The 24,152-nt window shown below is 36.3% G+C and carries 22 protein-coding genes and 2 pseudogenes; 9 read left to right on the top strand and 15 right to left on the bottom strand.

What is annotated here, in order from left to right; genetic code table 11:
* The first annotated feature begins 17 nt into the window (after window positions 1-17).
* Complete coding sequence (locus J3U91_RS04425; protein ID WP_002819017.1) at window positions 18-932, top strand: LysR family transcriptional regulator; 915 nt, start codon at window positions 18-20, stop codon at window positions 930-932.
* A gap of 70 nt (window positions 933-1,002) precedes the next feature.
* On the opposite strand, the gene J3U91_RS04420 is transcribed toward J3U91_RS04425, so the two are convergent.
* The 3 genes and pseudogenes from J3U91_RS04420 to J3U91_RS04410 form a co-directional block, all read right to left on the bottom strand.
* Window positions 1,003-2,190, bottom strand: coding sequence for an SAM-dependent methyltransferase (locus J3U91_RS04420; protein WP_002819018.1), 1,188 nt, complete (start codon window positions 2,188-2,190; stop codon window positions 1,003-1,005).
* A 189-nt stretch (window positions 2,191-2,379) separates the two neighbouring features.
* A complete protein-coding gene (locus J3U91_RS04415; RefSeq protein ID WP_002819019.1) occupies window positions 2,380-3,990 on the bottom strand; it encodes an ABC transporter permease in 1,611 nt (536 codons plus the stop codon).
* Window positions 3,980-4,890 (bottom strand): annotated as a pseudogene (locus tag J3U91_RS04410) (ABC transporter ATP-binding protein). Before J3U91_RS04410 ends, J3U91_RS04415 begins: the two are co-directional and overlap by 11 nt.
* A gap of 359 nt (window positions 4,891-5,249) precedes the next feature.
* On the opposite strand from J3U91_RS04410, the gene J3U91_RS04400 reads away from it, so the two are divergent.
* Entirely contained in the window at window positions 5,250-5,714 is a 465-nt protein-coding gene (locus J3U91_RS04400) for a hypothetical protein (RefSeq protein WP_002819023.1), read from the top strand.
* 93 nt (window positions 5,715-5,807) lie between these two features.
* On the opposite strand, the gene J3U91_RS04395 is transcribed toward J3U91_RS04400, so the two are convergent.
* The 3 genes from J3U91_RS04395 to J3U91_RS04385 all read right to left on the bottom strand — a co-directional run bounded on the left by J3U91_RS04395 (window position 5,808) and on the right by J3U91_RS04385 (window position 9,769).
* On the bottom strand, window positions 5,808-6,290 hold the full coding sequence (locus tag J3U91_RS04395) for an NUDIX hydrolase (RefSeq protein WP_002819024.1): 483 nt from the start codon (window positions 6,288-6,290) through the stop codon (window positions 5,808-5,810).
* Window positions 6,291-6,367: 77 nt separating this feature from the next.
* The gene (locus tag J3U91_RS04390; protein ID WP_002817680.1) at window positions 6,368-7,363 is read right to left on the bottom strand and encodes a D-2-hydroxyacid dehydrogenase; all 996 of its coding nucleotides are present in this window, start codon (window positions 7,361-7,363) and stop codon (window positions 6,368-6,370) included.
* Between the two features lie 21 nt (window positions 7,364-7,384).
* Complete coding sequence (locus J3U91_RS04385) at window positions 7,385-9,769, bottom strand: phosphoketolase family protein (protein WP_002819025.1); 2,385 nt, start codon at window positions 9,767-9,769, stop codon at window positions 7,385-7,387.
* Window positions 9,770-9,959: 190 nt separating this feature from the next.
* On the opposite strand from J3U91_RS04385, the gene J3U91_RS04380 reads away from it, so the two are divergent.
* Complete coding sequence (locus tag J3U91_RS04380; RefSeq protein ID WP_002819026.1) at window positions 9,960-10,790, top strand: LysR family transcriptional regulator; 831 nt, start codon at window positions 9,960-9,962, stop codon at window positions 10,788-10,790.
* A 5-nt stretch (window positions 10,791-10,795) separates the two neighbouring features.
* On the opposite strand, the gene J3U91_RS04375 is transcribed toward J3U91_RS04380, so the two are convergent.
* From J3U91_RS04375 to J3U91_RS04360, 4 genes are all read right to left on the bottom strand, one after another.
* Window positions 10,796-11,629, bottom strand: coding sequence for a DegV family protein (locus J3U91_RS04375; RefSeq protein WP_002819027.1), 834 nt, complete (start codon window positions 11,627-11,629; stop codon window positions 10,796-10,798).
* A 158-nt stretch (window positions 11,630-11,787) separates the two neighbouring features.
* A complete protein-coding gene (locus tag J3U91_RS04370; protein ID WP_002817684.1) occupies window positions 11,788-12,585 on the bottom strand; it encodes a metal ABC transporter permease in 798 nt (265 codons plus the stop codon).
* Between the two features lie 24 nt (window positions 12,586-12,609).
* A complete protein-coding gene (locus tag J3U91_RS04365) occupies window positions 12,610-13,278 on the bottom strand; it encodes an ABC transporter ATP-binding protein (protein WP_002819028.1) in 669 nt (222 codons plus the stop codon).
* 80 nt (window positions 13,279-13,358) lie between these two features.
* Complete coding sequence (locus J3U91_RS04360; protein ID WP_002819029.1) at window positions 13,359-14,285, bottom strand: metal ABC transporter solute-binding protein; 927 nt, start codon at window positions 14,283-14,285, stop codon at window positions 13,359-13,361.
* Between the two features lie 148 nt (window positions 14,286-14,433).
* Here J3U91_RS04360 and J3U91_RS04355 point away from each other — a divergent pair, with 148 nt between their 5' ends.
* The gene (locus J3U91_RS04355) at window positions 14,434-14,877 is read left to right on the top strand and encodes a Fur family transcriptional regulator (RefSeq protein WP_002817687.1); all 444 of its coding nucleotides are present in this window, start codon (window positions 14,434-14,436) and stop codon (window positions 14,875-14,877) included.
* A gap of 163 nt (window positions 14,878-15,040) precedes the next feature.
* Here the strand turns inward: J3U91_RS04355 and J3U91_RS04350 are convergent.
* Window positions 15,041-16,198: pseudogene (locus tag J3U91_RS04350) on the bottom strand (5-methyltetrahydropteroyltriglutamate--homocysteine S-methyltransferase).
* Window positions 16,199-16,311: 113 nt separating this feature from the next.
* A complete protein-coding gene (locus J3U91_RS04345) occupies window positions 16,312-17,652 on the bottom strand; it encodes a dihydrolipoyl dehydrogenase family protein (RefSeq protein ID WP_002819032.1) in 1,341 nt (446 codons plus the stop codon).
* A 238-nt stretch (window positions 17,653-17,890) separates the two neighbouring features.
* Here J3U91_RS04345 and J3U91_RS04340 point away from each other — a divergent pair, with 238 nt between their 5' ends.
* Entirely contained in the window at window positions 17,891-19,228 is a 1,338-nt protein-coding gene (locus J3U91_RS04340; protein ID WP_002819033.1) for a replication-associated recombination protein A, read from the top strand.
* Here the strand turns inward: J3U91_RS04340 and J3U91_RS04335 are convergent.
* A complete protein-coding gene (locus tag J3U91_RS04335) occupies window positions 19,222-20,535 on the bottom strand; it encodes a glycoside-pentoside-hexuronide (GPH):cation symporter (protein WP_002819034.1) in 1,314 nt (437 codons plus the stop codon). The genes J3U91_RS04340 and J3U91_RS04335 overlap by 7 nt on opposite strands.
* 670 nt (window positions 20,536-21,205) lie before the next feature.
* Between J3U91_RS04335 and J3U91_RS04330 the strand changes: the two genes are divergently transcribed.
* Window positions 21,206-21,511: a DUF975 family protein gene (locus J3U91_RS04330; RefSeq protein WP_002820398.1), complete on the top strand. Its 306-nt coding sequence runs from the start codon at window positions 21,206-21,208 to the stop codon at window positions 21,509-21,511.
* Window positions 21,512-21,680: 169 nt separating this feature from the next.
* The gene (locus tag J3U91_RS04325) at window positions 21,681-21,869 is read left to right on the top strand and encodes a hypothetical protein (RefSeq protein ID WP_002819036.1); all 189 of its coding nucleotides are present in this window, start codon (window positions 21,681-21,683) and stop codon (window positions 21,867-21,869) included.
* Window positions 21,870-21,887: 18 nt separating this feature from the next.
* Here the strand turns inward: J3U91_RS04325 and J3U91_RS04320 are convergent, their stop codons facing one another.
* Together J3U91_RS04320 and J3U91_RS04315 are read right to left on the bottom strand one after the other, a co-directional pair.
* Window positions 21,888-22,124 carry a hypothetical protein gene (locus tag J3U91_RS04320; protein ID WP_002819037.1) on the bottom strand — a complete coding sequence of 79 codons (237 nt, stop codon included), beginning with the start codon at window positions 22,122-22,124 and terminating at the stop codon, window positions 21,888-21,890.
* A gap of 58 nt (window positions 22,125-22,182) precedes the next feature.
* The gene (locus tag J3U91_RS04315) at window positions 22,183-22,431 is read right to left on the bottom strand and encodes a hypothetical protein (RefSeq protein WP_002819038.1); all 249 of its coding nucleotides are present in this window, start codon (window positions 22,429-22,431) and stop codon (window positions 22,183-22,185) included.
* 106 nt (window positions 22,432-22,537) lie between these two features.
* Between J3U91_RS04315 and J3U91_RS04310 the strand changes: the two genes are divergently transcribed.
* Both J3U91_RS04310 and J3U91_RS04305 read left to right on the top strand, forming a co-directional pair.
* A complete protein-coding gene (locus tag J3U91_RS04310; protein ID WP_002819039.1) occupies window positions 22,538-23,437 on the top strand; it encodes an AEC family transporter in 900 nt (299 codons plus the stop codon).
* Between the two features lie 193 nt (window positions 23,438-23,630).
* Window positions 23,631-24,047, top strand: a complete 417-nt coding sequence (locus J3U91_RS04305; protein ID WP_002816462.1) for a DUF6941 family protein — start codon at window positions 23,631-23,633, stop codon at window positions 24,045-24,047.
* Window positions 24,048-24,152: the final 105 nt, after the last annotated feature.

The following is a 24,152-nucleotide window of genomic DNA, read 5'->3' as shown; positions in this document are numbered from 1 at the left end:
TATATCGGAGATAAACGATGACAATTGATGATTTAAAATCGTTCATGTTGGTTTGTCGCCTGCACAGTTTTTCAACCGCTGCGGTCGAGCTCTCAATGACGCAATCAGCACTCTCAAAACGTTTGCAGGCTATTCAGCAAGAAGTTGGCAGCGAATTTATTAGTACTGAAAATAGACGGCAGATTCTAATAACCGAAAGCGGAAAAGTATTTTATCGCTATGCGCAAAGAATTGTCTCAAGTTATGATGAACTTGAACAAGAACTCAAGGCTTATCGAGAACTAAAAAAAGGAAATCTGCAAATTGGCAGAGTTCCAGTTATGTCGCAATACGGTTTGACAAAAATCATAAACATTTTCGAACGAAGTTACCCGCAAATTGACATTCATTTAAACGAACTTGAAGGCAATGACTTGTTGATGGTACTAAAAGCGGGCGAAATTGATGCCGGAATAATTCGTGATATTCAAACAAAAACGATCGATAATAATCATTTTAATTCCTATACCCTTGATCGCGATGAACTAAAAGTGGTTTTGCCCGCGAATGATTCTTTGAATAACAAAAAAAGAATAAGCATTGAGGAGCTGGCAAACTATCAAGTAATTTCGCTTGAAAGCGGTTCGGGAATTTATGAAAAAATGGTCGAGATATACAATAACGCTGGTATTCCTTTAAACGTAGGCTTTAAAACAACTCATATTGAAACAATTATGGGAATGATCAAGAATTCCGATCAAATCACGTTTTTATTCAAGAAGTCGGCAATGCCATTTATGAATAAACAACTGGTTATGTTATCGTTGGATCAACCAATCTATAGCAATCTGGAATTAATTTGTCCAAGAGAGAACCAACATAAGCCTGCCCTAACAAAATTTATCGAATATATGAAAAAATATACGTCAGAACCCGTTGAATCATATCCGTAATTCATTTTAATTAAAAAAAATAAAATTTTTAAAATTAAAAAACCCGAAATAGGCTTTTTGTGATTAAAAATTAACTTAATTCATGTTCATAAATATAATTACGAGTCATTGGCAATTTAATTCCACTAGGACCATTTGTCACCAAAAACTGCATTACATCAATATTACCGGCTTCAAATGATGCTGCCGCACCCTGTAAATAAAGATCCCACATGCGGGCGAAATCTTTTCCATATCGTTGCGCAGTTTGATCAAAAACCTTGTGATAATTATGATACCAGTGTTCCAAAGTAGCTTGGTAATGACGACGCAGCGGTTCCAAATCGTTCAACTGTAAACCGGCGTCCATAATATGAACGATATTTTCAGCCATATTTGGAATGTATCCGCCAGGAAAAATATATTTATTCAAGAAAGGATCGACACCGACTCCTTGATGCTGTCCGGTAATTCCATGAATCAGGGCTCGACCGTTTGGCATCAACAATTCCTTGATTTTCTTAAAGTAAAGACCGAGATTTTCTTTACCAACATGCTCGAACATGCCAACTGAAGTTACATAATCAAATTGTTCGTCTTTGAGATCACGATAATCCATTAAACGAACTTCGACCTGTTCTTGGAGATTATTATCCTGAATTTGCTTTTTCGTATATTCGTATTGCTCCTCGCTCAATGTAATACCAATAGTTTTCAAATGAAATTCTTTAGCAGCCGTAATAATCAAAGTACCCCAGCCGCTGCCGATATCTAATAGTCGGCCGCCAGCCGCCGGATGCAATTTATAAAGAATATGACGAACTTTATTCATCTGTGCAGTTTCCAGTGAATCATCAGGATGTTCAAAATAAGCACAGGAATAAGTCATCGTTTTATCTAGCCACAAACGATAAAAATCGTTTCCTATATCGTAGTGACTTTGAACGTCTTTCTTATCCGCTTCTTCGGAATGAGACATTTTTGGCAAAAATTTAACGAATTTTTTATCAGTCAAAAAGCTGCCAGCATTGCGATAAGAAGAAGCGACAAGTTCTTGGATGCTACCGTTAATCTCGATATCTCCCCGCATATATGCTTCGCCAAGCGTTAGAGTTGGCTGACTCGTTAAATTTTTAATTGTAATTTCTTTTTTAATTTCAATCCCAATTTTTGGCTTACCAGTCCCATAAGCTTCGGTCTTACCATCCCAATAAGTAACGGTAACTGGAATATCAAATGCTCGACTAAGTAGTCGGCGATAAATGGTTTTCTCTAACATTTAATCACTTTACCTTCCCATCTTTTTATCGTAACACTAGCTGTCAAGACCTAAAAAGAAGATATTATCGATTCGTTACTATAAAACATAAAATGAGCAATAATCATCCGGCATTGGAAAAATTAATGTAAAATCGATCACAAAAAATGACGATAATTTTCTAAAAAAAGGAAACAAGAATTATTTCATTCAGGAAAGATCTCGTCTCTGGAATTCAAAATAACCAATAAAAGTGAAAATTAAAACAAGCAGCACTTCAAAATACCAAATCTCCCAGTTAATATCTTTAAGCGGAAGATCTTTAATCCACCCAAAAGGAGTTATTCTCGTAACCCAAATAGGCAATTTCAACATATTTTTAAAATAAAGAACAACAAAAGACAAACCCGCATATACATATAAAATCGAATAAATTTTTGGGAAACAATTAATAAGAAAAACTGCTAAAGAAAGGAAAAGCATTGCTGATGGCAAAGATCCAAAAAACAAAGTATTAAATTTAATCGATTCAATTGGAACCTTTAATTCCAAATTTCCCAGCAACATCATTGAATAAATGCTTGATCCAAAAGAACAAATAGTTACAATGATCGCCGGCAGCAAGTAGCTCGTTAAGAGTCTAAACCGCGAGATTGGTTTCGAAGCAATCATTTCCTCCAAGCCATTGTCAATATCTTTTTTCAAACGAAAAATCATTTGTAATCCTGCAACTGTTGATAAGACAAGCATAAAAATAGAAATCATTGAAATAAACTGTAAAACGATCTTATTGCCGAGTTGTGAAAGCTGATTAGTTCCAAGAACCTGGGCGACATTCGGATTACTTTTTAAAATATCAGAAACATCAGAAAAAATTGAAGCATACATTATGCCAAGCGAAGCAATTGCAATAATCCAAACAATTCCTAAATTACGTTCTAGACGAATTCCTAAGCTAATCGGTCCTCGTAATAACGGGCTAGCATTTTTGCGGCCACTTCGAATATGAAGAAAGCCCGAATTGATATCACGTTTCAAAGCAAAAATAATAGCCAAAAACAATAAAATAAGTATTGACAAAAGCATCAACCAAACCACTTTTAAATCATTGCCGTAACCAATTTTCCCAAGTTCAACCCATCCAATCGGACTTAACCAAGTCAGGCTTGCTTTTGAAATATCGGTAATCATGCGCGAGAGATAAGCAATACCCAAAAACAAAAAACTAACAGCATTGGCATTGCGAGAATTATCGAAAATCTGTGCCATCAAAAAAGCCAAGCCAGCAAAAACCAAAGCGAGTAAGTTTGTTTCTATAGCAAATAACCAACACATTGTTGCTGTCATACCATACAATCCACAGGCCTCCAACCCAACTGCCAATAGTATGATTAGGAGCAAATTAAAAATCAGAATTTCTATGAACGCTGATAAAAGTGGACTTAAACGTCCAACCGCCGTTCCTCTAATGATCTCGATAACGCCTTTATCCTCTTGAGATCTAGTCGTTCTTACGGCTAAAATAATATCCGCAATCGAAATAAAAACTCCCGTCAAAACCAACATTTCGGAAATAAATAAATCACCGCTTTGGAAACTCGTTAAATTCGGTGTTCTGCCAAATAAGGAAATCATCGCTGGTTGTTTTAAAGTTTTCAAAATTGTTTTAATCGATGAATTAGAGCCATATAGATCATTGAATTTGAAAGCGGCCAACAGAGATACCCCGATTATCGACGTTGTCCAAATTAATAAAGAAAGCCAATCACGTCTCAAATTTACAATCGTAAGGCGTTTAGTTTGAGCAAAATTATTTCCCATTTTTATTCTTCTTTCCGGTCGAATCATAAAAGTGCATGAATAATTCTTCCAGAGTCGGTTGTGTTACTTGAAGATCACTCGGAGAGAGTTTGCTTAAACGAGCCATAATCAATGGCAGATCTTGGCGATTGACTGAAAAAGTTATTTTTTTCTGGTCCTGATGAAAATTCTCAACACCCTTGATTTTGGAAAAATCATCTATCGGTAATTTAACCTCGGCTCGAACATCAAGAGCAGACAAGTGCTGTAAATCAGTCAGATATCCCGTTTCGATAATCTCCCCCTTTCTAATAATCGATAAACGATCAACCATTTTCTCGACCTCGGATAAAATATGCGAACTTAGCAGCACTGCTTTATGGGCTTCTTTTAGTTCCAAAACAGATTTTTGAAAATTAAGTTCCTGTAAAGGGTCAAGACCCGAAGTTGGTTCGTCGAAAATGTATAAATCAGCTTCTGCTGAAAAAGCAGCTATTAAAGCAACTTTTTGTCGGTTCCCTTTCGAATAGGAACGATTTTTTCTGCTCGTATCTAGTTCAAAACGTTCTATTAACTGATCGGTCTTTTTATTATGTTGATGACCACCCATTTTGAGTAACAAATCGATTGTCTCTCCACCGGTTAAATTAGGCCATAAATAAATATCACCCGGGACGTAAACCAATTTGCGATGAATTTCAACCGGTTTTTGAAGGCGTCTTCACCAAAAACTTCGACAATTCCGGCAGTTTTTCTTAGCAAACCAAGAATGATCCTGATTGTAGTCGATTTACCAGCACCATTAGGACCAATGAAAGCGAAAACTTCACCGGAATTTACATCAAAACTAATATCTTTTAAGGCCTTGAAATTACCAAAATTTTTTTGCAAATGTTCAATATGCAGCACTTTTGTCATCATTTTTGCTCCTAAAAACAAGTATGAACCGGCAAAAGACTCTAATCAATAAAAAATGAAATAATCATAATTAATATTTCATTTTTATGATAAAAAAATGAAAAAAATTTTATACTGATTGATAAAGCAAAGAAAGTATGAATAAAAAGTGAAATGATCAGCAAAAGAGAAACAAATAAAAAAAATATGCATAGCAAAATTCTTTTGGCAGCAAAAAAAATTTTGAAACTTCGGGTTATAAGGAAAGCAGCATAGCTCAAATTGCCAAACATGCCAAAGTTTCGCAAGTAACTTTATACAAATATTTTCCAAGTAAACACACTCTTTTCAAGATTTTTCTGGAAGACGAAATTGAAAAAGAAATGAATTACAGTCAAAAAGAACTTAAAAAAATCGATCATATCAGTCCAAGCGATATCACGAAGATTTTATTCGCCGATAAAATTATAGAAAAATCAAATCTGGAATATGACGAAATAATTAGTGAATTCGCTGGGGAAAACGGCGACAATGATGTCTATAATTTTTATCAAGACCATATCAGAAAATTTTGGCGCTGTTTTATAGCTAAATTGAGAGAAGCGAAAATTGTTCCAAAAAGAATGCCCGATGAAGCTCTAATGATGTACTTTGACATCTGGGTTCAATATTTCGCTGAAAAAAGGCAGCGATATTCGCGAATCAATGGTAATATCCTTAAAGAACTTATCCCTCAAATGAGAGAACTATTCTTCTTTGGTATGCTCGACATCGATAATTATCAGCAGAAAAAAACACTGCAGGAAATTTATAACAATACAGATTTAAAAGAATATAATCTTGAATAATTTTCAGTTAAAAATTACACCAAAAGGTATAAACTTTTCATTTTGACCAGGACTCGGATTAATATTCAATTCACCTGATTTGCATAGAAAAAATTAAATCATTTGCCGGAATTGGACAGCAAAATTCGGTTCGTTAAAATAGGCCAAATAATTGACTTCACCATTAAAATTAAGATAATTTTGGAAACGTTCTTGATAGATAGGATAACTAATCAAATCAAGAACTTTATTTTTAGGGATCCACCTGCTTACAGAAGTTTCATTTGAAATCGAAAGTTTACCGGATTTTTTTTGGCAAACAAAGTCAAGAATTACTTTAGTAGTAACATTTTTTTTGCTGCCAAGCGGATCACTTTTTTTGATATTCGAATATACCCCAATTAGTTTGTCGACCCTTATTTCAATCCCACTTTCCTCTCTTACTTCCCTCTTTAAAGCATCAATTAAATTTTCACCATTTTCAACTTGGCCACCCGGGATTTCCCAACCTCTAAAAAAAGTTTTAACCAATAGGATTTCTTGATCTTCGTTTAAAACAACAGCACCGACAGCAACAATATGAGTTGGGTCTTTCATTTTTTTAATTCCTTTCCGAATTTTTGATAAATATACGAAAAAAGACCTGAATTGAAAATGCAACTCGAGTCTTTTCTTTAAAATTTCAAAGCACTTGCCGGCTGTTTTCCATTTAAAAAGCTCAGGTCAGCATTTAAGGATTCATTAACCATGGCAGAAACAGCTGTTTCCGTATAAAAAGCCGTATGTGGGGTTAGTAAAACATTCGGACGATCAATCAAATTCTTTAATCTGGAATCAGGAAAAGTTTTATTGCTCCAATCCTTATTAAAAATTCCAACCTCTTTTTCATAAACATCTGTCGCAAAAGCAGAAATTTTACCAGAATCCAGTCCTTTAATCAAAGCATCCGTGTCAACCAATTCACCGCGAGAATCGTTGACAATTATCACATGGTCCTTCATTTTGGCGATGCTGGCATCATTAATCATGTGGAAATTTTCCGAGACAGCCGGAACATGAAGTGATATTCCATCTGACAAACGATATAAATCGTCAAGAGAATCAACATAAAGACCTTCTTTTTCAATTTCCGAATTATGGTAACAATCATAGGCAATTACTTTTGATCCAAATCCTTGAAGAATTTTAATCAAAACCCGACCGATTCTACCGGTTCCAATGATACCAATTGTTTGCTGACGCATTTCTTTTCCAATTGTCGGTGCCCAACGTAAATCGTAATTTTGAACCTTGGCATCCATTTCCGGAGTCCGCCTGAACAAGCGAGCCATTTGGATAGCTGCATGTTCGGCAACCGAATTTGGAGAATAAGCCGGCGTATTGGAAATTTTAAAATTAAATTCTTTAGCTGCTTTTAAATCAAGATTATCGATACCAATATTACGCATTGCCATAATGTGAATACCTTGATTCGATAAAGCTTCAAAAGTTGCCCGTGAATATGGCAACTGTTGATATACATTAATTGCATCATAGCCTTTGGCCATTGCAGCACTCTTGTCTGTCAACAATTGATCGGTAAAATCAACCGTGACTTCAGAATGCTCTTTTCCCCATTGTTCAAGGACAGGCTGTTCGTCCAAGCGAATTCCATAAGCAAAAATTTTCATTTTGTTGTTCTCCGATCTGAGTTATTTAATATCCTGCCACTGCCAAGAGGTTACTTCAGGCAGGTCTGTTCCCTGATCGCAAATATAAGCGGTATGTTTGGCCAACATATCATCCATTCGTTGGTCAAATTGGCCAGCCACATCAGCGTACTTAGTTGCGTTGATTGCGTCTTTGGCAAGGTGGAAACGATCAAGATGATTCAGGACACGCATATCGAACGGAGTTGTAATGTCTCCGTTTTCACGATATCCATGAAAAATAACATTATGATTGTGGCGGTCATAGAACAAGTCGCGTGCCAAACTTTCAAAGCCGTGGAAGGAAAAGACTACTGGTTTTTCACGCGTAAAGTAATGGTCGAATTCCAAATCGCTTAGACCGCGATAATCATCGTTATCCCCTTTTTTGCGCAGTTTCAACAAATCGATTACATTAATAAAGCGGAACTTCAATTCAGGGAAGCTTTCATGCAAGAGCGAAATAGCAGCCAAACTTTCCATAGTCGCTTCCGTTCCACCGGCTGCAAAAACAACGTCCGGTTCCACTCCGTCATCGTTGGAAGCCCATGGAATAATTCCCAAACCGTTGTCAACCAATTCCTTGGCTTCGTCGATCGTAAACCATTGAGTTCGTGGGTGTTTGGAAGCGACAATAATGTTAATTTTGTTTCTAACCTGCAGAGACTTATTCATAACTGCCAAAAGGGAATTAGCATCGGCTGGCAAGAATTCATTGACAAACTCATGACCTTTTTCAGCCATATGAGTAAGCATACCGGGATCTTGATGAGTATAACCATTATGGTCCTGTTGAAAAGCATGTGAAGCATTAATGACATTTAACGAAGGATAATCGTGACGCCAATCTTGCTCGACCGCTTTTCGCAACCACTTATAATATTGAGTCAGCATCGAATCAATTACACGCGTAAAGGCTTCGTAGGACGCAAAGAAAGCGTGTCGGCCGGTCAAAACGTATCCTTCCATCCATCCCTCGGCCTGATGTTCAGACAATTGAGCATCTAGAATACGACCAGAATGAGCCATATATTGATCATTTGGTTCATGGACTGCTTGCATCCACTGACGATTAGTGACTTTAAACTCGTCCCAGAGACGATTGGACATTGTTTCATCGGGACCGAACTGACGGAAATTGATAGGATTTTTCTTTATTATTTCGGCAATAAATGTTGAAACAACCTGAAGGTCCATCCCTGGTTTTTTATTGTTTTTCAAGCTATTTTTCGGAAAAGCAAATCGTTCCATATCAGGCATATTCAATGTCCTTGGCTTTATTCCACCATTCGTGATTGGGTTCATTGCCATTCGCCGTTGGCCTTTTGGCTGATTTACCTTAACAATTTCTTTTAAGCTGCCATCCTCATTGAACAATTCTTCCGGTTTGTAGGACTTCATCCAATCAATCAGCATATCTTTATGTTCCAAATGATTTGCATCGACTGGAATCGGCACCTGATGTGCCCGAAATGAATTTTCAATCGGATTACCATCCAAATCTTTTTTTGGACCTGTCCAACCTTTAGGAGCACGTAATACAATCATCGGCCAGATTGGCAATGAATCATCATTATTATTACGGGCGTTTTTTTGAATAGCTTTAATTTTTTCAATGGCCTTATCAACAGCATCGGCCATCTCGGCATGCACTTTAAAATTATCTGAACCATCCGTTTCAACGAACAAAGGCTCCCAACCCATTCCATGATAATAATTGGTCAAATCACGATCGCTCATGCGAGAAAGAATTGTTGGATTGGAAATTTTAAATCCATTAATCTGAACAATCGGCAACACAGCACCATCATGAATCGGATTAATGAATTTGTCGGAAAACCACGATGCGGCCAAAGGCCCCGTTTCTGATTCACCATCCCCGATTTCAACAGCAGCAATCACATCGGGATTGTCCAAAATAGCACCAACTCCATGCGAAATCGAATAACCCAGCTCTCCTCCTTCGTGAATCGATCCAGGAGTTTCCGGAGCAGCATGTGAAGCAATTCCGCCAGGAAAAGAGAATTGCTTGAATAAACGTTGCATTCCTTGAATATCCTGAGTTACTTTTGGATAAGTTTCGGTATAAGACCCATCCAAATATGAATTGGAAACCATCACCTGGCCACCATGGCCAGAGCCTTCAATATAAAACATATTTAAATCGTATTTTAAAATTGCTCGATTTAAATGAGCATAAATAAAATTCTGCGGCGCAACCGTTCCCCAATGACCGATCGGCTTGATCTTAACGTCTTTGGACTGAAGTTCGTCTTTAAGTAACGGATTGTTTCTCAAGAAAAGTTGACCGACTGAAAGATAATTGGCAGCCCGCCAATAGGCATCAACATATTTCAAATAATCCTTTGAATCATAATTAATAGTCATCCGTAGATTCTCCTTGTTAATCATTTTTTATTTATAAGCCCTCTAAAATAGACCATTAGTGACAAAGCAATTATTATCAAAATGTCTTGTATAGTTGGCCGCAATAATTTTTGTTTTAACAATTAAATTAAAACATTGATATTTCTATTTGTAAAATAAATGTTTATAATGTTAATCATTAAATCTTTAAATGGAAGGAAAAATGTTTAAATTACTAGAAAGCTTTATTGCTGTTTATGAAACGCGGAATTTTTCAAAAGCGGCTGAAGAACTTTTTTTATCGCAGCCAACAATTTCTGTTCACATCAATCAATTAGAAAAGCAATTAGACACATCGCTTTTTGAAAGAAACGGGAGAACTGAAATCAGGCCAACCGAAAACGCTAAACGATTTTATCCGGAAGCTCTGAAAATTATCTCCAATTGGCAACGGGCCAAAGAAAAAATTGCCGATCACAAAATGCCGAAAAGCAGACTAAAAATCGCCGCTTCCCATACGACAGCGACGACTCTTTTACCGAAAGTGATTAAATTTTTGTCTGCGTCGATCGATCAATTACAAATACAGGTTAGTCTTCATAACTCCGACGATATTTTGGAAATGATCAGCCAACATAAAATCAACCTTGGATTAATCGAGAAACCAAGTACTAATGATGCTGTCAAAAGATATGAACTAATGAATGATCAGTTGGTTTTGGCCGGGGATCAAAAAAGTTCAATTTGGTTAATCAGAGAAAACGGTTCAGGGGTTTACCACTACACACAACAGTATTTAAAAGAAAACGGAATAATTCCAGAACAAACAATTCGAATAAAAAGCAATGAAATTATCGTAGCAACTCTCGCAAATGGAATCGGAAAATCGATAGTTTCAAAAAAAACACTAATAACGGGCACTCCCTTTAAAGAATTGGGAGATAGTTTCAACAGATCTTTTTATCTTTTAACTCCGCAACATGAACCGAACAAAAAAATTACCTCTTTAATAAATAAATTAGTCAAAGAGATCATCACCTAATTCTATCAGGCGTCATACATGAGAGCAAAGCCTTTTGGACCGACATGCGACATAATAATCGGACTTGTCAGACGAGTTACGATCTTTAAATCTGGTCGCTTTTCATGCAAAAAATTAGCAATTCGAGAAACTTCTTCATCACTATCAACATAAGACAAACCAACCTGTGTAATCCCACGCGAATTCACAACAGAATCGACCATTTTATTGATGATTTGCTGAAATCGAGCCTGCCCACGACATTTTGATACAACTTTTAATTTGTTTCCTTCCATCGTTAAAACGAGTTTAAGTTTGATTAGAGAGGAGAAAAAACCAATTGCTCGACTCGCTCTACCACCTTTCACAAAATAATCAAGGCTATTTATAAAACAAAAAAGATGAGTAGTTGTTTTTTTGACGGCCAATTGATCTAAAATTTCGGTCTTGCACTTTCCCTGCTGAGCCATTTTAGCAGCTTCAATAACTAAGAAAGCCAGGGAACGATCAGTAAAACCGCTATCAACAACCGTCACATCGGTGGAAGTTAATTTATTTGCTTCGCGAGCAACATTCACAGTTCCACTAAGCACTTCGGACATGTGAATAGAGATGACTGTGCTTCCATCTTTACCTAAATCATCATAAACCGATTTAAATTGTCCGATTGAAGGTTGACTGGTGCGTGGGAAATCTTTCGATTCTTTAAGCTCTCTGGAAAATTCACTCCTGCTAATATCGACGCCGTCCAAAAGGATTTGTTTCCTAAGCGATATCTGCAGAGGAACAACAGTAATCTTATATTCTTTTAATTCATCTTCTGTTAATTGAGCAGTCGAATCCGTTACAATTTTAATCAATTTGCCTTGTTCCTCCCAATCGATTTATTAATGAAAAACTCATTCATTTTAAATCCGTAAGTAAATAATAGACAAAATTATTATATTGCTAAAAAGACAGTTTTGGCGGAATTATAGCTATTTCTATTTAACGAAAATCACAATTGGGAGGCCGAAAATCAAATACGTTGAATAATTTGTTTTCCGGCAAGAGAGAAAACAAAAACGATTGCTTCAAAAAGAGCAATAAAGAAAGTGACCGGCCAATTAGTAACGTAACTTAAATAAAGTCCAAGCCAAGTTCCGATAAGAGCCAAGATTGTGCTGAAGACAATTTCTCCGAAAACCGATTTGCAAAAATTTTGGGCGCTAGCCGCCGGCAAAGTTATCAAAACAAAAACCAACAAAGAACCGACAATTTGAGCAGAAATACTAACAGACATCGCCAAAATTACCAAAAACAGAATCGAGAGAATGTTTTCATGTTTATAAACGATTCCAGCGCCCTCCGGATCAAAGGAAGTAAATTTTAACCTTCGATAGAGCAAAATCATTATAAAAAGAACGGCTAAGGCAAGAAAAACTATTTGGTAAACCTCACTGCTGCTGATTCCGACAATGCTGCCGAATAAAATATTAGTTGCATAAGAAGAATTTTTGTTCGATAAAGAAAGAAACAAAACGCCAAGGCCCATAAACAAGGCCGAAACAGCGCTGGTAGCAGCATCGCTTTGCTCTTTTCGTTTACCGAGTTTCCCGGTAAAAATTGCACTCAACAAAGTAAAAAAAAGCATTCCATTCAAAGGCGGTATACCAATCCAGATACCAAAAGAGGCTCCGGAAAAACCAATCTCCGACAAAGTGTGGGTTAAAAATGACAGCCTTCTGGCCATTACAAAAACACCAACAATTCCACAGACCAGTGAAATTAGGCTTCCGGCTAAGTAAGCATTGCGCATAAACTCTAAAGCAAACATCTATCAAACTCCATTTCTAAAAAATCAGTTAATTTTTTTATACGAGTATTTACCATCGCCTTTTAGTTCCAGGGAATGCTTACCGTATTTTTCAACCAAGGGTATGTCATGAGAAATAAAGATAACAGTTGTTCCGTATTTATCATTTAAATTTTTAACGGCATCCATCACATCAAATTTGGAAACCGTATCCAAACTGGCGGTTGATTCATCAAGAATTAATAATTGTGGATCGTAAAGAATCGCCTGCGCCAGATAAGCCTTCTGCTTTTCACCACCTGAAGCCGAACCGAGTTTACGACTGGCGATATCAAAAATACCAACTCTTTTAAGTGCGGTATCAACTATATCTTTTTCTTTCTTGCTAAACCAAGGGACTAAAGGTTGAAATAATCTCAAAGAAACAAAATTACGAATTGACAATGGATAATCTTGATCTATATTTCGAAATTGAGGAACATAGCCAAAAGAAAGAGAGCTCTTGAATTTTTTTGAAAAAATAATTTCGCCATTAGTCTTATGCAGTTGGCCCAAAATTGTTTTTACAAGCGTTGTTTTCCCGATTCCATTTTTTCCGATTAAACAGAAAAAATCATCATCGAAAATTTTAAAAGATAAATTGGAAAAAATTTCATGTTGAGAAAAACTAACCGATATGTTTTTTGCTTCTATAAAATCAGTGGGTTGCTTCAAAATCATACTCCTTAAAAAAGAAGATAACTACTAATAGCTATTAATAGTTATCTTACACTCAAGCATTAATGAATACTTTCTTACTTTTCCTGTTTTTGTATTTTTTCCAGTTGATTGAGTTGATCCATCATCCACTCTTTATAAGTTTTTCCTTTTGGCATTGTTTCAGTAACCTTCAGAACGGGAACATTGTGAGCTTTGGCTATCTTCACAATATTTCCAACGATTTTATCGGTTGCCTGTGTATTTTCGACGAAAAAGGCAATTTTACGGTTTTTTACATCATTCTGCATTGCTTTGATGTCTTTTGGCGAAGGATCAGTACTATCCTCAACCGACTTGGCAAAATGAGTGTTGTGTTCTTTATAACCCAATTCTTTTAAGGTGTAGTCGAAGACCGGTTCGCTGACATCAACTAGCTTGCCCTTGCTGTTCTTGCTCAACTGCTTGATTTTGCTTTGGATAGGTTTGATACTTTTAACAAACTTTTTAGCATTCTTCTGAAAATACTTCTTGTTCTTCGGCTGAACCTCGCCAAAACGTTTTGCTAGATAATTGGCCAACTTCGGCATCGTCTTCGATTGATACCAAAGATGAGGATTATCACCATCTTTTTTTCCAAGCAGATCTTCACCAACCCGGATGCTGACAACATCCTTTGAATTTTTGGCCAATTTTGTCATCCAGGTATCATAACCGATTCCATTATAAAGAACGAAATTAGCCTCACTAACCTTTTTGGCAACATTACTGGTTGGCTGATAATCGTGCGGATCAATGCTGGGATTTTTGATAACGGAAGTAACTGTTCCTTTATTACCCAAGACGGCTTTTGCTGCCTCGCCATAAAAATCAACCGACGCGACAACCTTGATCTTCGAAGTTTTTGAACTACTTAACTTTGCAGCGTTAACTTCACCCAATGATCCAAAAAAAATGCTCGAAAGGATTGTAAGCATAGTTAAAACGAAGATTATCAGATGTTTATAATTTTTGTTCACAGACATAATTCTCTCCTAAATACTTTTGAATACCTACCAAAAAAATAATTAATTACTTGTTAATGGTAAATATTACTTTTACATACTAGCACAAAAAGATGTACTTAGTAATGATTACTTGTTATGATGCATTTATCAGGAAAAAGGCGATAAAGTGAACGAAGAACTAAAAAAAGCATTAAAAATATTAAAGAAAACCGGTTTGAAAGTCACTAATCAAAGACGGGACATTTTAAGTTATTTGATTGACCATCAAGATCATTATATTTCGATCACTGATATTGATAAGCATATGCGCAGCAAATACGAACGTATGAGTTATCAGACAGTTTATCGTAATCTGCAGGAATTCGAGCAAGCATATCTAGTAGAAGAACGCCCCTTGGCCGGAGGCAAATTCGTGAAATATCAGTGCGATTTCAATAATTTGGATCACTATCATTTCATTTGTCAAATTTGTGGACGCGTGATCGAGCTAAAAGCTATCGGTGCAGACTATTTTCAAAATCAAATTGCCGGTTGTAAAGTATTAAAACAACATGTCGAAATTACCGGTGTTTGCGATCGTTGTTTAGCTAAGGAAGCAGCAATAAACTAATCTGTCTACCAACCATAGAACTTCGAAAAGTTTTCAATAATTTTCGAAGTTCTTTTAATATCGATTTTAATTAGGATTTTCCATTTAGAGAAAATTTGAAGAATTAAAAAAGCCAGACCGAATAAAATCTGACATTAATAATCTATGTTAAAAATAATTTATCCTAATTCAACCAAATTTTTGCTGCAATTGATCTAATTAAGCTAATTTTATCCCACTGCTGCTTTTCTGTTAAAACATTTCCTTCTTCCGACGAGGCAAAACCACACTGTGGGCTTAGACAAAGATGATCTAAATCGAAATATTGAGAAGCTTCATAAATTCGTTTAACAATCTTGTCGGCTTTTTCAAGATGACCGTCTTTTGATGTCACCAAACCAAGAACAACCCATTTGTCTTTTGGAATCTGTTTTAAAACTTCAAATCCCCCATCCCGGACGGTATCGTATTCAAGATAAAAAGCATTAACCTTTTCTTGAATAAATAAAGGATTGGCGATTCCCGCATAGCTACCGGTAAAAGCCCAATTCGATCTATAATTTCCACGGCAAATATGAGCATTAACGACCAATCCTTTCGGAGCTCCTTCGATTGCCAAATTATTAACTTTAAGGTATTTGGACTTCAATTCTTCAAATTTTTTCGAAGTAAACTCAAGTGGCTTTGCAGTTGGATGGTCAACTAATTTAGCTGCAATTAAAGAGCTCCACGCACTGTCATCGAATTGAACAACTTTTAGACCGGCTTTGAAAAAATCCGCCAAAACTTGATCGTAGGCAGCGGCAATCGCTTTGATTAAATCATCTTCGTTAGAATAAAAAGTCTTCGTACTTTCGAGATTAAAGGGTAATTCCAATTGGGCAAGTAGCAAAGCCGGAGAAGGAATTGTCTGTTTTACTTCAAATCCCCTGCTAACGTGGTCTTTGACAAAACGAAAATGGTCAATAAAGGGATGATTGTTTCCACCAAGTTCTCCATCCAAAGCAGCTCCTTCTCCACGAGCATGCGTCCCATCATGCAGTTGCCATCCATTAGTCTGAATTTTTTTAACACCTTACAAACCCCAAAAGAAATCTAAATGATACCAGCTCCGTCTAAACTCTCCGTCGGTGATCGCTTTTAATCCGGCAGATTCTTCTTTATTGATTAAATCAATAATCGTCTGATCTTCAACTTTGGTTAACTGGCCTAAGGATATTTGCTGTTTGGCAAAACGTTCCCGAGCTTCTTTAAGAATTTCCGGTCTTAAAAAACTGCCAACCACATCATATCGATACGGTGAATGCCGACACACTGTAAATTTATCTTTGACTTGAACCAACCTAGTACCTCCGTTAATTAAGCTTTATTTTAATGTTTATCCGCCAAACTGTCGAATATAGACAAATAAAAAACCTATGAAAATTCATAGGTTTAGGTAATTTAAAAAATATTTTACAATTGGCCGGCTGCCGAAGACGAAATCGACGGGAAGAGATAAATCAAGCGTCCCAATTGTTCTGGACCAAGTTTGAATTCAATCGCTGGCAGCAAGGTATTAATAGCATCATCAGCCTTATCACTAAACTCGCTGGCGCCAACCAAATGATGTTCCTTATCGAAAATAAGGGCATTATCACCGAGCTGTTCTTTATCAACCTGCCGATACCAATCATCAGGAGTGTGATGAGTTTCGATTGTGTATTTGTCAGGATTCTTCTTTGCTTCTTCGGGAGTCACACCAACCTGAGCAATTCGTGGCGATGTAAAGACAACCGAAGGAATTGCCGGATAATCGATCGCTGACGAGCTATCACCCGCAAATTGATGCATTAAATAAGTTGATTCAAAAACGGCAGTTGGAGTTAATTTGGGCTGTATTTTGTCGATTACATCACCTGAAGCATAGATATTTGGAACATTGGTTTGCAAATGATCATTAACAACCACACCATTTTTATTGTATTCAACTCCTAGCTTGTCCAAACCGATTTTTTCAACATTTGGAATTCGACCGGTTGCATCTAAAATCCAATCGGTTTCAAGTTGAAAGTTGTCTTCCGCGTTAACAGTCAAAGCAGTTCCTGTCTTCTCAAAAGAAGTAACTTCCGTATTACGGACAAATTTAACACCGCGCTTTTGCAAATCATCAATAATTTTTTCGACGAAATCCTGATTGAATTTACGTAAAGCGCGATTGCCATGCGTAATCACAGTAACTTCTGATCCGGCCGCATTAGCCATCGTTGCAAATTCCATTGCTATATAACCGGAACCTATAACAGTCAGACGTTTTGGCATAGCTGAGAGATTCATAAAATCACTGCTGTCGTGAGCCAATTCGCTGCCGGAAATATCGAGCCGATGTGGACGCAATCCGGTTGCGATAACAATTTTTTCAGCAGTTTTAGGAGTTCCGTCAACCAAAACAGTATGTGGATCATCCAAAACACCGTGTCCGGACAGAATATCAATATGAACTGATTTTGCCAAACCGGCGATCATATCAGGTAATTTTCCAATAACTTCCTGCTTGTGAGTCAGGTTGGCCGACCAATTAATCTTGGCTTCCCCCTCAATCACACCATTTAAATTTTCAAATTGGCGTTGTAAAGCGACCGGCGCATCTAAAGTTATTTTTGCGTTGCAGCCACGGTTGGGACAGGTGCCGCCAACCAAATCGTATTCAACGATTCCGACCTTAAATCCCTTTGCAGCCAATGGAATCGCACCATCAAAAGTGCCGTGTCCGCTGCCAATGTATAAAACATCATAATCATATTGCTGGTTTTTCATGGTTATTTCCTCCAATTCGGATACCATTTGATTATTATTTTTACTTATTTTTACTTATAGGTAAAGGCTACACCTATTTCAAGCGCCGTTCAATATTGTCAAAAAAATGCATCTTCAAGAATTATTAAAGTGAGAGTCTTAACTCGGAAACCGATTTGCTCAAAAAATAGAATTGTCCATAAAACTTCAATCAACTATAATTGTATATAAGAACGTATGTTCGTACCGAGAGGTTCTAATGATTGAGCAAGCATCCTTATTTGAAAATAATTCAGAAAACGGTCGTCCGCTGGCAAGCAGAGTCCGGCCACAGACTTTAGAACAATTTGTTGGCCAAGAAAATTTACTTGGGCCGGGTAAAGTTCTTCGAGAATTAATCGAAAAAGATCAGATCAGTTCGATGATTTTTTGGGGTCCGCCAGGTGTTGGCAAAACCACATTGGCAGAAATCATTGCTCACAGAAGCAAAGCAAAATTCATTACCTTCAGCGCAGCTACGAGTGGAATCAAAGAAATTCGCAAGATCATGAAAGATGCAGAAAACAACCGTCAGTTCGGCGTGCGAACAATTGTCTTTATCGATGAAATTCATCGATTTAACAAGGCTCAGCAAGATTCTTTTCTTCCTTATGTGGAAAAAGGCAGCATCATCTTAATTGGGGCAACTACGGAAAATCCTTCTTTTGAAATAAACTCAGCCTTGTTATCAAGAAGCAAAGTATTCGTTCTTAGACAATTAAAAAGCAGCGATATTGTCAAATTACTTGAAAACGCCCTAAAAAATCCACATGGATTTGCAAAACAAAAAATATCAATCAGTTCACGGACCCTTCAACTAATTGCCGATTTTGCCAATGGAGATGCCCGAACGGCATTAAACACTTTAGAAATGGCTGTCTTAAATGGCCACCACACAAAAAACGGCACAGAAATAAAAACGGAAGATCTTAAACAATTAATTACGAAAAAGAGTCTTTTATATGATAAGCACGGTGAAGAACATTATAATATCATCTCCGCGCTTCATAAATCGATGCGTAATAGCGATGTGGACGCTGCGATCTATTGGCTCGCAAGAATGCTGGAATCCGGCGAAGATCCACTATATGTCGCTCGCCGATTAATTCGTTTTGCAAGCGAAGACATTGGACTGGCAGATAGTCGTGCACTGGAAATTACGGTTGCCGCCTATCAAGCAAGCCAATTAATCGGAATGCCCGAATGCACTGTCAATTTAACACAAGCGGTAACTTATTTGGCGCTTGCACCAAAATCAAACTCTTTGTATACAGCTTATGGTGAAGCTAAAAGCGATGCACAAAAGTCTTTCGCCGAACCGGTTCCCCTGCAAATTCGCAATGCCCCGACAAAATTAATGAAAGAATTGCATTACGGAGAGAATTATCAGTACGCTCACAGTAGTCAAGACAAGTTAACAAGCATGCAAACTATGCCGGAAAATCTGTTAGGGCATCACTACTACCATCCGAGTTCACAGGGATCGGAGATTAAAATGAAAACACGTTTGGAACAAATCGCTCGCTGGCACGAAGAACACGATCCAAAAAATCAGTGAATTGCTTTCATCATTCGATTTTCATTATAGAAAAGCAAAGTAACGAACATAAGAACATAGATAACAATCGGAATCCAGATATAATTAATGTCTATCATCGCTATCGTTCCACTACTCTGCTTTTGATTAGCAATGTAACCAGATAATTGCAATAACCCGGCAGTGATCATACCGCCAAGTCCGAGACCCATATTTACGCCAAAATCGTCTGTAGAAGCAAGAATGCCTTCTGCTTGAATTCCCATGCTGACACCGTATCTAATTGTATCGGCAATCATGATCGAAACTAAGCCGACGACCATACCGTTTCCGATTGCGTTTAAAAAAATACCAAAAAATAAACCAGCTGTTAATTGAGAATAAACGCCGATTGCCATTATTAATTGGCCAGCAAAAGCGAGAACGATTCCTGTCAGCATTGTTCTTTTTTTGCCTTTAATATTAGATAACCAAACAATTAAAACAACTCCGACCAAAGCAGCTAAGGTGAAACTGTTTGCCAAGGGCACCAGACTTTCCTGATTTACAACGTATTTAAAATAATAAATCGTTGTTTGATTTTTGATAGCTGTAACCAACCAATAAAGAAAAATCACCAGGGAAATAATTAACCAAGGTTGATTGCTTTTCAGCATAGAAAAAATTTGCTTAAGGGGTTGATGAGCGATTTCTGGATTTTTAAAACGCTCATGAACATGAAAGAATGTATTCATGATCAACAGAAAAGATATTGCTGAAAAAACAATAATCGTCATCAGAAAACCAAATTTCTGATTTCCTTTGCCGAAAAAAGCTATCAGTGGCAACGTAAAAACAGCAACAATAATCTGCACTGAACTACCAAAAAATTGCCGAATTACTCCAAGCAAAGTCAATTCTTTTTCATTTTGCGATAAAGTTGGCAAAATCGAAGTGATTGGCAAATTCACGGCCGTATAAAGAAAACCAAGTCCAAGATAAGTTACATAAGCCCAAATCAATTTTCCTGTTCCGGAAAAATTAGGTGTGACAAAGGTTAAGACCGCAAAGACAACGTACGGAAATGCATACCACATAAAGAAAGGACGACTTTTGCCAAAACGAGAACGAGTTCGGTCGATCATTAAGCCAATGATCAAACTTTCGACAACATCTGCAATTCGAGCAACCAAAAACAAAATAGCCACCGAACTTGCTTGAAGCCCATAAACATCCGTATAAAAGAAAAGCAAATAAGTGGTTAACATTTGGAAAACCAAATTATCCGCAGCATCACTGAGCCCGTAACTAATTCGTTCCGGCCATTTCGTTTGCCAAGTTTGATCCATATTTCATCTCCATCCAATTAATCAATTATAATCAATTAAAAAAATTTAAAAGGGAATCATTCCACAAATTTCAAATATCTTTATGATCCCAATAGTTTTTTTGCTTGCTCAATTGCGATCAGAAGAATTTGAGAGTCTTCATAGCTGTTTTTTGAGACGAGCTCTTACTTATTATAAGTCAATTATTTGGACAGAAATTCAATTTTTAACATGGAAAAATATTGATATAAAATTACCAGCGGACTTAATTCAGTTAGAATGTTCACAATGACTTTTTTGGAGGATCTATTTTGGAAAGACAAGTTTTAAAACAAGAAGCAAAAAAATATTAAATAATAATTTCTTATTCTTCTTTTTATTATTTTTACCAGCCCTAATTACCCAACTTTGCTCTGTTTCAAGTGGTACCAGTGATACCTATAATTATTTCATTAATAATTTTCAATATAAACTGATAGAGAACAGTAGCATCAGTTTCGCTTTTAGTGCCGTAACGAGTTTATTAATTACAAGTGCCGGATTAGTTTGTATAGACGTTTTCCGGGATAAAGTTAAATTTGAAAAAGCTATCCCACAGGCTTTTAAAATTCTGGATAAAGGACAATATTTTATCGCCTTTATTTTAATTACTGTTTTGCAAGTTGTTTATGTATTTCTTTGGACATTATTGTTGGTTGTCCCGGGAATAATTAAATCAATCTCCTATTCACAGGCATTTTATATTTATCGGGATCACATAGACAATGGAAATCCGATTACTTATTTACAGGCAATCACGAAAAGTCGCAAATTAATGGATGGACATAAAATGGACTATTTTGTAATGGAGTTGAGTTTTATTGGCTGGTTGATTTTGGTCCCGATAACAGGAGGTATTGCAGCAATTTGGGTTTTGCCTTATTATCAATTGACCTTCTGCAACTTTTATAAAAAACTGGTCGAAAATAATCAATTATCAAAAGATGCTCAAAATTAGGTATTAATAACTCCTTCATAAATATTTATGAGTAAATTTCGAGATTACAAAAATTACAAAACGAAAGCAAACGTCAAGCAGATATAAAATCATTGTTATATTCCCTGAGTAGACTGATAGTTATCAGCTAAGTTCAATAGCTTACTGAAATACTCAAAAGGAGATATCTATGTCATTAAAAGAAAAAGCCGATTCATTAAAAAAAGAAGCCGCTGGAATGGCTAAAGAAGTCGAGGGTAAAGCCACTGGCGATAAAGTTCGCGAAGGCGAAGGTAAAGCTAAAGAAAAACTTTCAGATAAAGAAAAAAATAAAATGAAGGTGGATCAAGTAGAAAGGCAACAAAAGAAACACGATTAAGAGCCTGCGGGCTTTTTTTTATACATAAAAACGACTGTGACAGGAGAATTTCTGATTATAAGGGACATCAATTAAGGTTAACTCGCAAAAATCCGCAACATCAGTTTTCATCAGCCTTTCGATCAGTTGTCCCTGATCGTCAAAATATCTAGTTAAATTAAGATCCTTAATAACGTTGTATTTATTCGGTTGATTAATAAATATTTTGTCGAAAACAATTCCAGATTCTTTCAAAGCTATTTTCGTCTCCTCCATGGCACTTTCACGTCGAGCAGTTATGATATCTATTTCGATCCCCTGCCTAGATAAGTGCCTAACCAGATTGGCTGTTTTTTTTAAGAGGCTTGCTATGTAAGTTAATATCAGTCTTGATTCGACTGAAAATATCGTACTCTTGTTGATCGCTAATTTTAAAGACATCGGCAAATGAATAATTATTTAATTGCGAAAATTCAATTCGTTTTCCAGTTGCTTCATTAAAACGTTGAAGCATCAGTTTAATAGAAAATAAAGTACCATCCAAATCAAAACCGCAGCGAAGTATTTTTTTCGTAACTTTCACTCTCCTTTTCAATGTTAAAGAAATATTTTATCATGAAGTGTTTGTTCACAAAAGATAGGAGTTTGAAATTATAAATACAGTACAGTTAAATAACCAAATCATTCTAATGTTTTCTTTAATATTAGTTGGACTTTTAATAAACAAAATTGGTTTCTTTCATCAACAAACATCCGATGATTTAACTTCTATTTTGCTTTATGTAGTTTCTCCATGTTTAATTATTAATGCTTTTGAGGAACCTTACTCTCCAAAACGGATCCAACAATTTCTATTAACACTGTTCGGCATTATCCTGTTTTACCTCGTCGATGTCGATATTTTTATCGCTAGAATTGTATTTGGAAAAATTAAAGATACAGCTTTAAGCAGAGTCGTTCAATATGGAAGCGTCTATTCAAATGCAGGTTTTATGGGGGTGCCATTGGCGAGCTCGTTATTTGGCAGTCAAGGAGTCTTTTTTGCAGCAGCATCTCTGGCCGCATTTAATATTTTTAATTGGACTCACGGAGTTAAACTGTTTCAGCCAAAACAAAATCAATTGGATCATAAAGCAGCCCTGCAAAAAGTAGTTTTAAATCCAAATATTATCGCAATCGTTTGTGGATTATTGCTTTTTTCACTGTCGATTAAAATTCCTTTCGTGATCAATCAGGCAGTTAAATACGTTGGTTCTGTAAATACCCCACTCTCAATGATTGTGATTGGTAATAGTTTGGCTGGAATTAAATTCAGTCGGAAGATGCTCAACAGCAAAATATTATTAGCCTTAGTCATGAAAAACCTGTTTTTTCCAGTAATCGCAATTATGATTTTGGAATTCTTAAAAATTAGTGGGATTGCTTTTTATACAACAGTCGTGATGGCTGCCTGTCCGGTAGCTGGAATTGTCGTGTTATTTACTTTGCAGGCACGTGGCAACCCCCGGCAGGCAATTACTTTAATGAGTATTTCGACAATTCTTTCGCTTGCAACAATCCCGTTAGTCTTCGCAATCAGTAAAATTTAGCTAACGGCAATCCTTTTAAAACTGAAATGTTCTATATTTAGGAAAAACTTTAAAAAACGGAAGAATTTAATCGGCTATTTTCAATATGGATATTTCGAAAATATTGATTTAAATTAACGACCGGTATATTTTTTTTACGCAGATATATTATCCTGTAATTATATAAAAAAACAAATCAGAGACCGGAGAAAATATGCCAGAAAGCGAAAAGCGAGAAATTAATGTTCAAATAATTGTTGGAGAATCAAGTGAGAAAGTTTCGACACCAGGAATCGCAGACTCCAAAATGAATATTGTTAATCCAAGTTTAGTTTTTGGTATACCGGCCGTTCCTACTACGATGTCATTTGCAGCAACAATTCTGACCAGTGGTATTGATCTTTCAAGAGAACATGTTGTTTCTTTTAAAGTCATTGGAATTAAAGGAGAAACTTTAAGTGAAATCAACGGTCAGCTCCATGCTCTGGCTCGGCCAATTAGTGCCGGTTATAATTTCAGTATTAATTTCCGTAATATTATTTTTGAAAAAGAAGGCGACTATAAAATTGAATTCAGGTTGGATAACGCTACAGACCCGACTGCCAGCCAATCTTTCACGATTTTGGTGTAGAAAGAAACTTTTCAGATAATTATTAATAAATAATCAAAAAAATATCTTTGTTCAAACGAACAGAGATATTTTTTACTCATTAATTTTTCATCGAAAATTGTTAGT

Origin of the sequence: Oenococcus oeni (assembly GCF_020510245.1) — a bacterium.
Lineage (GTDB): Bacteria > Bacillota > Bacilli > Lactobacillales > Lactobacillaceae > Oenococcus > Oenococcus oeni.
The sequence above is the reverse complement of the archived record's forward strand: the minus strand, read 5'-3'. Positions and strand labels throughout refer to the sequence as shown.